General features: G+C 46.5%; 13 protein-coding genes. 3 read left to right on the plus strand and 10 right to left on the minus strand.

Features of this window, described 5'->3' with window-relative positions; all coding sequences use genetic code 11:
- Window positions 1–10 precede the first annotated feature (10 nt).
- Window positions 11–2,260 carry an alpha/beta fold hydrolase gene (locus PDUR_RS13675; protein WP_042206754.1) on the plus strand — a complete coding sequence of 750 codons (2,250 nt, stop codon included), beginning with the start codon at window positions 11–13 and terminating at the stop codon, window positions 2,258–2,260.
- A 405-nt stretch (window positions 2,261–2,665) separates the two neighbouring features.
- Here the strand turns inward: PDUR_RS13675 and PDUR_RS13680 are convergent, their stop codons facing one another.
- From PDUR_RS13680 to PDUR_RS13705, 6 genes are all read right to left on the minus strand, one after another.
- A complete protein-coding gene (locus PDUR_RS13680) occupies window positions 2,666–3,235 on the minus strand; it encodes a dihydrofolate reductase family protein (RefSeq protein WP_042206755.1) in 570 nt (189 codons plus the stop codon).
- A 292-nt stretch (window positions 3,236–3,527) separates the two neighbouring features.
- A complete protein-coding gene (locus PDUR_RS13685; protein WP_042206756.1) occupies window positions 3,528–4,301 on the minus strand; it encodes a sugar phosphate isomerase/epimerase family protein in 774 nt (257 codons plus the stop codon).
- A 539-nt stretch (window positions 4,302–4,840) separates the two neighbouring features.
- The gene (locus PDUR_RS13690) at window positions 4,841–5,176 is read right to left on the minus strand and encodes an EthD domain-containing protein (protein WP_042206757.1); all 336 of its coding nucleotides are present in this window, start codon (window positions 5,174–5,176) and stop codon (window positions 4,841–4,843) included.
- Window positions 5,177–5,416: 240 nt separating this feature from the next.
- Window positions 5,417–6,388, minus strand: a complete 972-nt coding sequence (locus PDUR_RS13695; protein ID WP_042209355.1) for an alpha/beta hydrolase fold domain-containing protein — start codon at window positions 6,386–6,388, stop codon at window positions 5,417–5,419.
- A gap of 157 nt (window positions 6,389–6,545) precedes the next feature.
- Complete coding sequence (locus PDUR_RS13700) at window positions 6,546–6,818, minus strand: CD3324 family protein (protein ID WP_042206758.1); 273 nt, start codon at window positions 6,816–6,818, stop codon at window positions 6,546–6,548.
- A 321-nt stretch (window positions 6,819–7,139) separates the two neighbouring features.
- Window positions 7,140–8,108, minus strand: a complete 969-nt coding sequence (locus tag PDUR_RS13705) for an AraC family transcriptional regulator (protein ID WP_042209356.1) — start codon at window positions 8,106–8,108, stop codon at window positions 7,140–7,142.
- A 147-nt stretch (window positions 8,109–8,255) separates the two neighbouring features.
- Here PDUR_RS13705 and PDUR_RS13710 point away from each other — a divergent pair, with 147 nt between their 5' ends.
- Window positions 8,256–9,662 (plus strand): MFS transporter, encoded by a 1,407-nt coding sequence (locus PDUR_RS13710; RefSeq protein ID WP_042206759.1) that lies wholly within the window; start codon window positions 8,256–8,258, stop codon window positions 9,660–9,662.
- Between the two features lie 295 nt (window positions 9,663–9,957).
- Here PDUR_RS13710 and PDUR_RS13715 read toward each other — a convergent pair whose 3' ends face one another.
- The 3 genes from PDUR_RS13715 to PDUR_RS13725 are packed head-to-tail and all read right to left on the minus strand — an operon-like array spanning window position 9,958 to window position 12,376.
- The gene (locus tag PDUR_RS13715) at window positions 9,958–10,725 is read right to left on the minus strand and encodes an ABC transporter permease (RefSeq protein WP_042206760.1); all 768 of its coding nucleotides are present in this window, start codon (window positions 10,723–10,725) and stop codon (window positions 9,958–9,960) included.
- Window positions 10,726–11,496, minus strand: a complete 771-nt coding sequence (locus PDUR_RS13720; RefSeq protein WP_042206761.1) for an ABC transporter ATP-binding protein — start codon at window positions 11,494–11,496, stop codon at window positions 10,726–10,728.
- A gap of 13 nt (window positions 11,497–11,509) precedes the next feature.
- Entirely contained in the window at window positions 11,510–12,376 is an 867-nt protein-coding gene (locus tag PDUR_RS13725) for a pentapeptide repeat-containing protein (protein ID WP_042206762.1), read from the minus strand.
- Window positions 12,377–12,681: 305 nt separating this feature from the next.
- Between PDUR_RS13725 and PDUR_RS13730 the strand changes: the two genes are divergently transcribed.
- A complete protein-coding gene (locus tag PDUR_RS13730; RefSeq protein ID WP_042206763.1) occupies window positions 12,682–13,224 on the plus strand; it encodes a TetR/AcrR family transcriptional regulator in 543 nt (180 codons plus the stop codon).
- Between the two features lie 280 nt (window positions 13,225–13,504).
- Here the strand turns inward: PDUR_RS13730 and PDUR_RS13735 are convergent, their stop codons facing one another.
- The gene (locus PDUR_RS13735; RefSeq protein WP_042206764.1) at window positions 13,505–15,760 is read right to left on the minus strand and encodes an ATP-binding cassette domain-containing protein; all 2,256 of its coding nucleotides are present in this window, start codon (window positions 15,758–15,760) and stop codon (window positions 13,505–13,507) included.
- Window positions 15,761–15,802: the final 42 nt, after the last annotated feature.

Raw genomic sequence — 15,802 nt, forward strand, 5'->3', positions numbered from 1 at the left:
GAGGGCATCCATGGATTTTAAAAATAATTATAAATTCACTATGCTGATGAAGCACGATAATCTGTTCGTCAAGCATCATCAAATTAATGGGCAGCGTGCTGTTCCGGGAGCGGTCTTTCTAGACTCTATCATCCGGGCCTTAACCATGAGAGGCTTCGATCCAGCCTCATTGGAGCTTAGGGATATTCTGTTCCTGGAGCCGGTAATGACCAGTGCAACCAGGGATAAGGCGATTCAGATTGTATTGGAACGTGCCGCAGAGGGGTGGGGGTTCAAGGTACAAGGCAGAGATGAGAAAAACGGGACTGTCCTGGAACCCCAGTGGAAGGATGTAATGGAAGGAAAGGTAGTCATTAGCGGTGCAGCGGAACACTACCCAGTAAGTATTCAGCAATTAAAAAGCCAAGCCACCCAGGTGGAGAACATCGAGCGCTCCTATGCCCAGATGCGCAAGGCAGGACTGTGCCACTACGATTTTATGAAGCTGCAGGGTCAAGTGTACATGCATGTTTCTTATCTATTGGCAGAGGTGTCCCTAAGCAGCCTGGCAGAGCGGTATTGCCACCAGTTTTTTATTCATCCGGCATTTCTGGACGGGGCCTTTCTCGTTCCCGGAGTTGTGTCTGCCGGCACAGAAAGTGCTGAGCACCCGTTTGTCCCGATGTATGTTCAATCTTTTAGAGCCTTTGGCCCCATTCGCGGCAAGGGCTATATTCACATTCGCGAAGACAGTGTAAAGCGAAGTCCGGCACAGGATATCATTTATTTTGACGTCCAGCTCTATCATGAAAATGGAGAGATTGCCGCCTGCTACAAAATGTTCGGAGCCCGCCGGATCGACTTTACTGCCCGGAATGATGCAGAAAAGCCTGCGGGTGAACCGGTCCTGTCCGAGGTGAAGGGCAATGCCGGGCCAGCGGTCTTAACAGAGCCTGCAAATACTGTTGTTACAGAGCCGGTTATTGTTCCTTCTGTATCCAAAAGTGTCTCACGCAGCGACATTGAAAAGGTGGTGACCGAGGCAATCTCCGCAATAACCGATAAACCGCCCGCAGAGACAAGTCTAACTGACGATTTCTACAGTCAAGGGCTGGACTCCAAAAATCTGCTTTCTCTTGTTGGGAAACTGGAAGCCGAGTTCGGTATAAAGATGTATCCGACGCTGCTATTCGAATACACGAACATCAAGGCGCTATCCCAATATATCGAAAAAGAATTGCGGAATGCTGTACATCAAACAGACAAAAGTGCTGTAAACGTAAAAGCGGATAAAAAAACCATCAAGGAACCATCCTATGCTGCACCAGCTCAACAATCAGAAGCCAATATCAAGGTGATGGCGGTAAATTCACTGCGTCATTCCCAAGCTGCCGTTAATTACTGGAAGCAAATGAGGATTGGTAAAATACCGGAGCGGGAAGGGGTGCTGTTAAACAGAGAACAGCTCGATCTTATTCTGGATTGCGACCCTTCTTTATTGGTGCATTTAACGGTGCAAACGAAGGAAGACACCGCGATCGAAATGGCCATATCCGGTCAGGGAGAGACGGTTCTGCTCATCCCGGGATTCGGGTTTACGGCTTCACAATGGGTGCCGCAGATGAAGGATTGGTCCTCGTCGTTTCGTTTAATTGCCATTCATATGCCCGGCACCAGCCTAAGCGAGAGCACTCATGATTTATCGATGGAAGGCATCAGCAATACCTTTATGGAGGTGGTGGAGCAGTTGAATCCAGGCGGGCCTATTCATATTGTCGGCTCCTCCTGGGGCGGCATGCTTGGACAATATATTTCGGCTCTTCATCCTAATAAGGTCGCTTCCTTAACATTAGCGGGCAGTTTTGCCCAAGGCGTGGAAAAGCTGTATGAGATTGATATGAGAGAGCGGCTGCGGCAGGATTTTGACAATCTGGGGCGCAGCAAGGATTATTTGAGAGTGCTGGACTGCGAATTCGTTAATTATGCGATTTTGTCTGAGTTCGGAGAGCATATGGAGAATACAACTTCATCAGTAAAAATACTCAGCATGATTAACACGCCTACCCTGATCGTTTCCGGAAGAAAGGATGTAGTTTTTGATACGGATGAATCCCGCTTCCTTCATGAACGCATTCAACATTCAGAGCTCTTCGAAATCCCGAACGCAGGACATTTGCCCAACATCACGCATTCGAAGCTGTTCACCGAGAAAGTACAGGCTTTCATTCAATCAAAAAGCGAAAAAACCCGAGAAGCAGATCGCGAGATGGTGAACACCTAAGAATTGAAGCCCGTTCGGCTGACTTAATAGTTAGCTGGGCGGGCTTTTTTGTTATGATTTTTCTGAAACAAGCCGATGTTCTCTGATAGTTTAGGACATTTGCACAAAACCCGTATTTTGTACATATGTCATTAAATCGATTTAATCCCTTTCAGCCATTGGTTTCTTATATATATATTGTTACACAATATAATGATATGTATTTTCGATCATCAAATAATAAGTTCTAAATTGGGGGTTTGTTTTGTGTCAATCCGTACCTTGCATGAGCCCCGATTAATCAGCCGTTCTTTCTTGCCAGTTTGTTGAGTAAATCTGACCGATCGTTGAACAGGGCTGCCGATCGTCCGCGGCAGCCCTTTGGTGTAAAAGCTATCGTACCCGTTAGCGAAACACCTTGTACGGCTATTTCTCCAACTCATAGCGGGCCGCGATAATGCCCGAATTGAGCGTTCGGCTGGACAGCAGCTTGAGCCTGATTTTCTCGCCGCCGCCGTCGAATACCGATTTTCCGCCGCCCAGGACGACCGGACAAATTGTAAGCAGGAATTCGTCGATCAGGCCGAGCTTAAGCAGCGTCTTCGCCGCTCCCGGACTGCCGAAGATTACGAGATTTTTGCCGGGCTGCTCCTTGAGTACCTTGATTTCCTCTGCGATATTGTTCTTGATCAGCATCGTATTGTTCCATTCCACCTTGTCCATCGTGCCGGAAATGACGATCTTCTTAACATCCTGCACCCATTTGGCATGCTCCATAGCGTGCCTCGACGCGTTCGGATTGTCCAGCACCGTGGGCCAGTAGCTCTCCATCATACGATACGTCGTGCGTCCGTATACGGGAGAGCCGACTTCGGCTACGACCTCCTCGGCGTATTTCTCGATTTCCTCGTCATACGGAATCCAATCTAGTCCTCCGTTCGAATCCGACGCATACCCGTCCAGCGACACATGCATGAACAATACGAGTTTTCTCATGTCTGTATCTCCTCCGATTTCGAATTTATTTTGTTCGATTTTTTTGGCCGTTGGCCTGCGTTTCATCCTGCTGTTACGTTCATTATAAATCATTACGTTACGTAAGGCTCAAGTGGAAATCTGAATTTTTTTGAAGACAACAATGTTGCGCAAAACTGCCAGTTAGTGGATTCCCGACGATGAGATGGCCACGTACGTGTGTCACGTACGTGTGTAATGATAATCCGTATGATGAAAGATACTGCGAAAACATCCTGCATATATCAAAGATTGTTGCGGATTATTTCTGTTTTCATGGATTATAGAGCTTTAATGCTTCCAGCCTTTTTGCTCGCTTAAACGCTGTATGTAAAAACTCTTTAGCCGACAAATCCTCATAATCCCAATTCATGGCCTCTATTGCAGTCGCGCCTGGATAATCCGTTTCCGCAATTTTTTTCATGGTTGTAGACCAATCAATCGTGCCGTCAAAGGGTAACCCGTGTTGGGCATAACTTCCGTTATTATCATGTAAATGTACTGCCATCAACCGGGACCCGTACATGGATAATAAATCATTGCCCGGATAGTAGTTGTAGTGATGTCCACAGTCATAACAGAATCCGATACGCAGGGAATCCACTTGCTCCAGCACATACGCCAAATTGGTAAGGTTGCGTAAATTCTCCAGCGCAACATTGACGCCAAGCTGTTCAGCTTTTTCAGTAATTCTCTTGATTCTATCCATTCCCAATGCGTTATATGGATTGTCTTCGCCCGGCAGGTGCACCACCATTGTCGGAATCTCAAATTCGGCGCAATCTGCAACACATTGCAAATAGCAGTCGGTTAAGGCTTCACCGTCCAGATTGTCAAGCCAGAGGTTGTTTTCGTTTTGGATTGGCGTGTGGATATTTTCTATAAAAAGACCCGCTTCTCGCGCAAGTTGTGGCCCGTTGCGGTAATCGTTCCGATTAAAGCCTTCACTCCACCATAATAAAACACCATCAAATCCGGCTTCTTTTATTAACTGATAACGTTCCTTAATCGGCAATTCATAGCCAAACCAATCATAAATAGTAATCATAAGACGCTTCCTTTCCGGCTTTTTCCGTTATAGCTTTTATATAATTCATAGACTCCATCCTAACAAATCGCCCTAACAAATCGCCATAAATAACATTATATACTTATATTGCATATAAAATCCAACTCTAGATGTCTTAAGCAATCAGGCCTACAGGCCGAGGAGCTTCCCCTTTACTACAACCGGCTCTACTTTCTATGTATGTGAGTATAAAGTATTTGAGGCGCCGGAGCTGACGGAGGAGTATAAGTGGATTATGATTAAACTAACGGGAGACGTTAGTTCTAATGAAACAGCGACAGTCTAGGACTTTATTTTCTCGTCCTTTGCTGTCGCTGTTTCAATTTTTAGGGTCAGTTACAATTCGAAAAGCCGCGTGGAATAAAGACATTCAGTTTATCCTGAAATAACTTTATTTCATCTTCTAATGGTACCGCGTCAGCGGCATGAGCGTCTAATACTTTATTTTCTGCTGACAGTAATGGGCTCTTGTTAGTTGAATGCAACAATTCAAACCATATTACTTGATATAACTCCAATTATTTATCGGTTTTATATTCTTCAATAAAATGTGGTTTAGTTTTTGATCTGTCCAGAAACCTGGACTCATCCTCTATTACCCCGGTATCTGGAGCATACATTTTAGCCACCCAAGTTTCATAAGCCTCGCGATTTGAAAAGGTCATTTCGGTAATTACATCATAGTCTCCCACTTCGCCCTGAATATTGTCTTTTATAATATAGTTGCGCTTATATCCGTCTGGAACAGGGGCAATACTTGCAATTAGCGGCACGTGATTGTTCTCATAGTAATTGATAAATTCCCTAGTATCCATTCCATCTTTTTTAGTTAGAAAAGACATAACTTTAAACATTTTATTTCCTCCTCAGTTATAATCCATCGACTTATTCCTAAGTTAGTTACTCAAACTTCGCAGAGCGAAATTGCTCTTAAACCTTTGATAAATATAACTGAAACGGGATCATGAGTCTACAACTTATTACTCAATACATTACGATTTTGTAACCAAAAAAACCGCGTCAAATCAGGCGTTTGGTTGGGGAGATTTCTTCCCTAAATGAACGCTCAGCAGAGAAATATTAAAGGGTTACAATCAAAGTAACTCAAGAGCTTTTAGTAACGCATATTCACTTGATTTAGCGCCTTCTTGAGAGTAATGCGCATTCGGAAACGCTGGAGCCAAGTGATGATATCCAGGGTATACATGTAATTCAACTAAGACACCGTCAAAAGCTAGTTGTTTGGCAAATAATAAGGCTTCATCAATAAACAAATCAATGCTTCCTATGCTTATATAAGTTGGCGGTAAATCAGCCAATGATTTTGCACGCGCAGGCACATAATACTCGCTTGTCCTCTCTTGACCGGGTTCATGCCCTAATACCGATTTCCAGCCGAAATAGTTGCTTATTTTTGTCCAAACAAACTCGCCGGCATAAGGATGCTCTGACGAAATTCCCGTACGGTCGTCAAGCATTGGACTCCGTAGTCTTAGATGATGGATATCGAATTCCTTCTGATCACGAACGTATAGGGCTAGGCCCGCGGCTAATCCGCCGCCAGCGCTGCTGCCAGCTACAGCCACTTTCTGAGCATCTATCGCTAATTCCTCAGCATGTTCAATGCACCATTTCAGGCCTGAATAACAATCCTGCAATTGACTTGGCTGAATATGTTCCGGCGCTAGTCTGTAATACACAGATACGCAGCAAAAACCATGTTCCGCAGCCAGTGCCGCATTCCCTCGACGGTCGACGACCGGACTTCCCAAAACCATTCCCCCACCGTGAATCGAATAATACAACGGCGTCTTACTATACTTTGGTTGGCGGGGTTTAATAATTTCTATGCGAATATCGGGTCCTCCAAAATAACTGGGTACCGTCCTCTCTTCAAATGTGACAGGAAACAGTTGCGTTACATCGATTTGAGGCACCATTTTTGATTGATTTTGCCGCGATTCCATTAGCGTAGTATCCGATAAATCACTTGTCGGAAATAAATCAATCGCACTAATAATCTCATGATCTATCAGATGCCTGCTTCTGCTTTTTTGTTCATTCATTGTAATGTTCCTCGCTTTCTTGATCTTTTGCGGGTCGCCTCCTCTTCCGTTGTTCATATTCTAAAGCGCTCAATAAGCCATTAATATGAAAACAATAACTTAGAATCGTTCTAGACATAAAAAGACACTGATGAAGAAACTTCATCAGTGTCTTGTGCTACTTATTTCCTGAATAAACAATTCTCTTAATCGTTTCTACGGAGAGAAAATAGTCCTTAGCTAGCTGTTCAATACTATTATGATTATTCTTAAAAGCTTCTTTAATAGCAGCATTTCGGTGATCTAGCCACTGTCTTCCGCCACTCAAGCTTCCCCAATGATGAAATTCCTTTTCCTGCTTAGGAATGTAAATCGTCTCTCCCTGGACATACTGTTGAATCTCCATAATTAGCTTTTCGGGTAATATTTTTTTTGCATTCGTATATTTCAATGCGCTTCACTCCTCTTATTTTACAAATAAGGTGCAAAGCCAAAAAATCAGAAAAGCTTATAAAGCGTTAGATACGCTGTAATCATGTCGATATATCTATTTACGAAGAGAAGTCGTCCTCCATCAGAAACACTCCCTCTTTCACTCTATAAGGCTTGTAGAAGGCACGAATTTCTTGGGCTAAAGCTCTGGCTCTTCCATGGCCGTAAAAAGTCCATCACGATCCATGTTAGTCCAGCGAGTTATATTTAAATTGCGTACTGCCCAGTCTTTTGGTGGTAATACTATAAGATGTTCTGTAGTGAAAGATGAGATCCATCATTAACTATCCTCGAATCCCCAAGCGCGGGAAGATTTTCGCAACGCTTTGATATCTTGCAGAGGAGGTAAACCAAAAAGCCTTCGGTATTCCCGATTGAATTGCGACGGACTTTCATAGCCTACTGTCAATGCGGCCATCGTTGCCCCCATGGGACCGCTCAACATCTGGCGCCTGGCTTCCTGCAGGCGAAGCTGCTTCTGATATTGCAAAGGCCCCATTGTTGTAATCGCTTTGAATTTATGATGCAGTCCGGAGGTACTCATGTTGCAGGATTTTGCAAGTTCCTCAACGGTAAAAGAACGTGCATAATTTTCTTTGATCCATTGGATCGCCTTACCGACTCCATCCGCTCTTTGATCAAAGAGTACCTTTTGGAAAAATAAGTGTCCAAAATCACCTGACAGTAAGTTAAAAATCATTTCCCTTTTGATCAGTTCGGACAGAAATCGGACTTCTTTAGGCTTATCGATTAGCTTCAGTAACCGGAAAAATATATCTAGCAGCTCGGCATCCGCTTTTCCGATGAAGGCTCCGGCACTCAGATCATTCTCTTTTGGCTCCGTAACGATTTGTGCCTCCATGGCTACAGAAGCTATTTCTTGCGTTGTAAAATCGATACGCAACCCCATGTAAGGCGATTCTTCCGTGGCTCCGATGACTTGGGCTGAAGCCGGCATATCGATCAGCGACGCCAAATAATCACCCGCTGAGTAATGAAAAATCTCTTGACCAAGGTAAAGTCTCTTAGTTCCTTGAAGGATCAGGCAAAAGGAAGGAGTCAAAACACCTGTACTTCGCTGTGTCTCGCGACTGCTTCTGATTATGGAAAGAAACGGAACAATGGTTGGCGTCCGTCCGTCTGCCGGGGTAATCCGATCCGTCATGTCAATGAGTTGATCCAGCGCTTTCTTATGAATAGAAACATTCTTTCCAGTGATAACGTGATTATCCAATCTTTGTTCCGGCATGAATTCCATTCCCCCCTTCTTTTTCTAATCTATATCAATTTGCAGCTTTAGGCAAGTTTTCTGCAGGAACGGTCTACTTCCTTCCGCGGGCTTCATCCATAATATTCTTCAGGAACACTATACAACTAATTGGAAAGGAACATGATTATGAATCAATCAAAGTGGATCATTTTAACCATAATTATCGCATGTCAACTTATCGTTGTGCTTGACGCCTCTATTATGGTAACGGCAATACCTCAAATCGGTCGATCGTTGCATATGACGGCAACCAGCTTGACTTGGGTCCAAAATGCCTACATTTTGCCGTTCGGCGGTTTCTTGTTGCTCGGTGCCCGTGCAGGGGATCTTTTGGGGCGCAGAAGAATGCTTAGTGTAGGCATTGGATTATTTTCGCTTACCTCTATGCTGGCCGGTTTGGCGCCGACAGCCGAATTTTTGCTTGTCTCCCGTGCATTCCAAGGCTTTGCGGCTGCTTTGGCAACACCTGCTGCACTAGCATTGCTGTCAGCGAGCTTTGTAGAGGCCAAGGAACGTGCTAAAGCGATCGCGATGTACAGCGCGGTTTCGGCCGGAGGCGGCAGTGTCGGTCTCCTTCTTGGCGGATTTTTCACTGATTTTATTTCCTGGCGCGTCGGGATGTTTATCAATGTCCCCATTGGGATTGCTTTGCTCTTTTTGGTACAGAGGTTTATTCAGAAAACAGGTACGAAGACCGGACGTTTTGATCTTTGGGGTGCAATTGCCTCTGTAATCGGCATGACTGCGTTGGTATACGGTTTTGTTCAAGCTGCAGATCGCGGTTGGGGGGAACCCGAAACATGGATTTCACTTGCAGCCGGGATTGTTTTGTTAGCGGCATTCGTTCTTATTGAATCTCGAGTGGCTGAGCCGATAATCCCGCTCCGATTGTTTGCGAGCCGCCAGCGGTCCGGGGCTTATCTTGGAAGGTTCCTAATGGTATGCGGGAATTTTTCACTCTTTTTCTTTATCCCTCAATATATGCAAAACGTCCTCGGTTCCAGCTCGCTTGAAGCAGGTTTAGCCTTCCTGCCATTTACAGTCGCCCAGTTCGGGATGATGTATCTAATACCTGGGTTGGTGCAACGTTATGGAAATAGGAAAGTCCTGATGTCCGGTTTGCTACTCTCCATCATTGGTACACTTTGGTTAAGCCGAATCGTCTCCGTACAAGCTCAGTTCTTTCCGCAAATGTTCATCCTCTTGACCGTCATGGGCATTGGCGCCGGAATGGTTTTCCAACCGCTTACCGTTCTGGGGCTCTCAGATGTGGATCCTCAAGATAACGGTGCAGCTTCGGGTCTGATTAATGTCGCGCATCAAAGCGGTTCCTCGTTGGGACTGGCTATTCTCATATCCGTATTTGATGCAGCTATCCGTACGGACCAACCTTCAAAGATGCATTTCGCTCATGCTATATCGAGCTCCATATTGGGATCAGTAGTATTTATTACAGCAGCCCTTGTTGTGACGCTTCTCTGCTTTCTTCCGGCACGCCAATCTATTCGAAAACAAGCATCAATGGGTTCTTGATACAGCACTGGCATAAGACGTCCGGATATCTTCAGCAAGGAAATACTCATTTTTTTAAAAAACTAAGTGCCAATAATAATGAAAAGCCGTTCCTCTATTCGGGGAACGGTTCGTTATTTTGTAACTGCGACACAATCCAATACTCGATTTCTCCAAATCGAAATTCGACATTCGTATCCGTTCGTGGAAGCATTTTTATGGGCCAGGTTCGCCATTTCAGGGGTCATATCTACTCCATAGACCTTCCCCATCGGAATGATCAGTACCCGCAAACAGGAGCTGGAATGTCTTTTTTTCATACTCGCTTTTTATACGCTCTCATTGCAAAGATATAAGCCAGGAGCATAGTTCCGATGCACCACGCAAGCGCAACCCATATATCATTACCCACCTGTTGACCTGACAGCAGTGCACGGATGGCTTCTACGATTGAGGTCACCGGCTGGTTTTCGGCAAAGACGCGAACGACGGTCGGCATCGACTCGGTTGGCACAAATGCCGAGCTGATAAATGGCAGGAAGATAATCGGGTAGGCAAAGGCGTTAGCGCCATCGACCGTTTTTGCGGACAGTCCGGCAATTGCTGCGACCCAAGTTAAGGCCAGAGTAAACAGCGCGAGTATGCCGGCTACGGCAAGCCATGGCAGCACTCCCGCGGACGAACGAAAACCCATAATCAACGCTGCGAGAATGATGACGACCACCGATATGGCGTTGGATACCAGCGAAGTCAGCACATGCCCCCAAAGCAAGGCGGAACGTGAAATCGGCATGGTGTGAAAACGCTCGACTATGCCCCTCTGCACATCGGTAAACAAACGGAAAGCCGTGTAGGATATTCCGCTGGCAATCGCCATCAGGAGTATTCCCGGCAGCAAGTAATTCACATAGTTATCCGTTCCGGATTGAATTTCGCCGCCGAACACATAGACGAACAGCAGCATAAACGCGATCGGCAAGAGGGTGACCGTGATGATGGTGTCCATACTGCGGAAAATGTGACGCATGGAACGTCCAAGCATAACGCTTATATCGATGAAAAAATGCTTCTTTGCCGCCTCCATTTACTTTCCCTCCTTTTTGCCGACGATGGCGAGGAAGATCTCCTCTAATGTCGGTTGTTTTTCAACATACTCCACCTTTGCGGACGGGAACATCTTTTTTAGCTCCGGGAGCGTCCCGCTCGCGATAATCCTGCCTTCGTGCAAAATGGCAATCCGGTCGGCAAGCTGCTCGGCCTCCTCCAAATACTGTGTGGTGAGAAGTACCGTCGTCCCGCCGTCGGTAAGCTCCTTGACAATCTTCCAAACCTCGATCCGTGCCTCGGGGTCAAGCCCGGTGGTCGGCTCATCCAGAAAAATGATTTGCGGTTTTCCCACAAGGCTCAAGGCAATGTCAAGCCTGCGGCGCATCCCCCCCGAGTAAGTAGACACTCTGCGGTCTGCGGCGTCTGCCAGGCCGAAGCGTTTTAACACGTCGTCCGCAACCTGGTGCGGGTTTTTGAGGTATCTCAGCTTGGCAATCATGATCAGATTTTCCCGTCCAGTCAAAATTTCATCCACGGCGGCAAATTGCCCGGCCAGACTGATCGCCTGCCGCACGTGATCGGGTTCTGACGAAACATCGAATCCGTTTATGGCTGCAGTTCCGCCGTCTGGTTTGAGCAGCGTGGTGAGGATTTTGACAACCGTTGTCTTGCCTGCCCCGTTGGAGCCAAGGAGAGCGAAAATACTGCCCTTTTCCACCTCGAAATCTACGCCCTTCAGCACTTGATGCTGCTTGTAGGATTTCTGCAGTCCTTTTACTTGAATGGACTTGGTTTGCACGGTTTGCATCGGATTACCTCCCTTAAATGACTGTAACTTTTGACAAATCGGCTTCCATGCCTTTGAGCAGAGCAAAGGTCAGTTTATCCATCGTTGCGCCGTCAAAACAGATGGTTTTGATTGCGCGATAATACTTCTTTGACAAGGTAAACGCAGATTGAAATGATACATTTTTGAGTGTAGCTCCCCTGAACGAAACTTCGTTTAATGCCGCTTTGTCAAACCTAACACCGATAAAAGTTTGCCCGTCGAAACATAGCCCGCGAAGGTCGGAATATTTGAAGTTGACGCCATCAAATAAACAACCGTCAAAAATTGTTTTTCTAAGATCGGTCATTGTTAACATCACGTCGGTCAGTTTTACGCCTGTGAATTTGACTCCGTCAAGCCCCGACTTGCTGAAATTGGTTCGTACAAGGATCGTCTTATTGAAGCTTGCATTTGCCAGGTCAAGCGCGGACAGGCTGCAGTCTGTCAGATTCGCGCCGTCAAAATTGGCTTCGCGTACGTCGCTGCCCTTAAACGAACTGCCGGTCAAATCTGCGCCAGAAAAGTCGGAACCGCGCAGCGCACTGCCTTCAAACAGTCCTTTATGGGCAGTAACGCCTGTAAAGTCGCTCTTTGGCAGGTTGCTTGCGCTAAAGTTTGTCAGCACTTGCCGCTCCAGCGAGCGGGAGAGGTTAGCGACCTCCAGAATCGTCTGCTCAATGTCGCCGATACTATCAATGGTCATCTTAAACGCCGTTTCTTCGTCTTTACCCTCAGCTCTGAGCTCACTATACCGTTCCTTTAAATCGGAGAGCAGGTAGGCCTTTAATTCGGTGATGCTTTTTACCCCGTCGTATGGCGTAAAAACGCCGTTCAAATAGTCCGTCAATCTCTGATTCATCACATCAAATCTCCTTTTATATAGGAATAATCTGATGTTGTTACATTTCAGTTTTTCTCTTTTCTAAACATTATAATTTATTTAACCTGCCCTTTAGCTTTATGCCGCTCCCGGTCTATTACTTTATTTTTCAGTCGCCTTACGCATTAGTCTACAAAAATCACCATTGATTGATTAAACAACATTCGTTTATAATAAAAAATTGAAAGATGCTGCTTTCAATCGTTATAAGAACACAATTTGTTGATCACTCAACAGATCTAAATAAAGTATTAATTACCTATAGAAAGTCTGGTGACCCAACAATGAAAGTTGATCGAAGAGTAGCCAAAAGCCAAGAAGCCATTAAGAAGGCTCTTATTGAACTGATGACTGAAAAAAGTTTTGATAACATTACCATTCAAGATATTTCGGACAGGGCAAATGTAAACCGGGGAACTATTTATCTTCATTACATGGATAAATTTGACCTGTTAGATAAGATCATGGAAGAACATATATACAATATGAGTGATTTTTGTGAATCGGCAGCTGAAATGGATTTTTTGGAATCGACTGTACACTGTATGGAATACTTTGAGAACAATTTTTTATTCTTTTCGACGATGTTAGCGAGTGAAGGAGCTCCGTATTTTCGAAGTCGGTTCCTTCAGTTTAATATCGAAGAATTCAGGAAAGATGTGGACATCACTCAAGGAAAAAATGCCGGACAAAGAGAAGATGTAGTTGTTGAATTTGTTTCTAATGCATATGTAGGGGTAGTTGAATGGTGGTTAAAGAATGGAATGCCTTATCCGCCTCGTGTCATGGCAGAAAAAGTTGGAGAGTTATTGGAAAGAATCGTATAAAAATAAAGGGCTTATCTACATCCATCAACAATTGAGCAGGGATTATCCTGAAACTGTCATTAATAAAAAATTGCCCCTCAACAAGCAGCGGGGCAATTTTTTTAATAGGAGATATTCGCAACATCCATTAGATAACTTGTTTTGTTGGACGAATAATAATTTCACTTACTGCAACAGTTTCAGGTGTGCTAATCGCATATGCTACTGCATCTGCGATATCGCTTGATTTCAAAGAAAGACCTTCTGCACCCTTACTCATTACGAAAGTGGATTTAATGCATTATATCAAGTATCTTCCTGTGATCGACTGCTCCGCATGGATGATCTGCGCCGGTGTGCCCTCGAACACCACCTGGCCGCCCTTGCTGCCTCCGTCCGGTCCCATATCGATGATCCAATCCGCTTGGCTGACCACATCGAGGTTGTGCTCGATGACGATCACGGTATTGCCTGCATCCACGAGGCGGTTCATGATCCCAAGAAGGTGACCGATATCTGACATATGCAGACCGGTCGTCGGCTCGTCCATGACGTAGATGCTGCCCTTCTTATGCAGCTCGCTTGCCAGCTTGATGCGCTGGCATTCCCCGCCCGAGAGCGTGCTGAGCGGCTGGCCGAGTGTAATATAGTTCAGCCCCACATCACTCATCGCCTGGAGCTTGCGCACAACCTCTTTTAGCTGAAAAAAATCCAATGCCTGCTCCACCGTCATCTCCAGCACATCTGCAATGGACTTGCCGTTCAGCTTGTACGCGAGCACCTCTTCCTTGAACCGTCTGCCTCCGCATACTTCACATGGCAGCTTCACGCTGTCGAGGAATGCAAGGTCTGTATACACAACACCCAGCCCTTGGCAGTTCTCGCAAGCTCCCTTGGAGTTGAAGCTGAACAAGCCTTGGCTCACCTTGTTCGCGGAAGCAAACGCCTTGCGTACATCATCCATAATGCCCGTGTAGGTCGCGGGATTCGAGCGTGTTGACACGCCTACCGCCGATTGGTCGATGACGATCGCATCCGGATGCTGGCTGAAGAATACTTCATTAATCAGCGTGCTCTTGCCCGAGCCGGCGACACCCGTAACTGCTGTCAGCACTCCGGTTGGAATATCTACACTCACGTTCCGCAGGTTGTGAAGTTGGGCATCCTTGATGGACAGCTTGCCGGATGGCTGCCTGCAATCGGGCTTCAGCTGGAGCGGCCGCTTCATATGGGTGCTTGTCAGCGTACCTGCCTCCAGCAGGCCTTGGAAGCTTCCTTCATACACGATGGAACCACCGCGGCTGCCGGCGTGAGGCCCGACGTCAACGATATGATCCGCCAACTTGATCACATCGGGATCATGCTCGACGACAATCACGGTATTGCCCTTGTCGCGCAGCTTCTGAAGCAATCCATTTAACCGGTGTACATCACGGGGGTGCAAGCCAATGCTGGGCTCATCGAAGATGTAAGTGACATCAACCAGACTGCCGCTCAGGTGCTTCACCATCTTGACGCGCTGCGACTCGCCGCCGGACAAAGTATCCGTCTCACGGTCCAGCGTCAAGTAGTCAAGTCCGATATCCACCAAGTGCTGCAGCCGCTCCGTCAGCGACTTGACAATCGGCGCGGCGATCGGGTCGTCGATCTCCCGAATGACGCGGATGAGCTGTCCGACCTCCATGGAAGACAGCTCCGCAATGCTCCGTCCATTGATCCTGCAGCCAAGTGCGGCCTGACTGAGTCTCGCGCCTCTGCAGCTGGAGCAAGGCCCCTCGGAGATAAACGGCGCAACCGCTCGTTGTGTGCGCTCAGATTTCGTCTTCACATCCTGCTTGATGTACTTGTTAGTGAACTTTTCGATGACGCCCTCCACCGTAATATTCACTGCCTTCCCAGCGAAATCCATCTCCACTTTCCTCGCCTTGGCGTACAACAGCTGCTCTAGCTCCTCATCCGAATAATCACTCAGCTTCTTGTCTAGGTCGAAGAACCCCGACTGCACGATCATGTTCCAATCCCAGCTGTCTACCTTATAGTCCGGCAGCATGATTGCCCCTTCATTCAACGACTTTGACATGTCCAGCGCCTTGCTCATGTCGACACCCAGCCTGCGACCGATCCCGTTGCACTCGGGACACATTCCTTGCGGATCGTTAAACGAGAACATGTGCGCTTGTCCAACATAGGGCTGACCCACTCGGGAGAAGAGAAGGCGGAGAATGGGAGAGATATCGGTAATCGTACCCATCGTGGAATGGGAACCGCCGCCCAACCGCTTCTGATCCACAATAACAGCCATGCTCAGGTTCTCGATCGCGTCCGTATCCGGCTGAGGAACGCGGGGCAGGAAATTTCGCACGAACATACTGAAGTTCTCATTCAGCAATCGCGTGGATTCTGCGGCGATCGTATCGAAGACGATCGATGACTTACCGGATCCGGATACCCCGGTGAAGATCGTGATCTTCCGCTTGGGAATGCGCAAGGATACGTTCTTGAGATTGTTTTCCCTCGCACCCGAGATTACGATATACTCCTGATTGGATTCGCTCATGCTTACCATCCTTCCGGGTAGCGTTAATTTCTACTTATATTC

Source organism: Paenibacillus durus (genome assembly GCF_000756615.1).
GTDB classification, from domain to species: domain Bacteria; phylum Bacillota; class Bacilli; order Paenibacillales; family Paenibacillaceae; genus Paenibacillus_AQ; species Paenibacillus_AQ durus.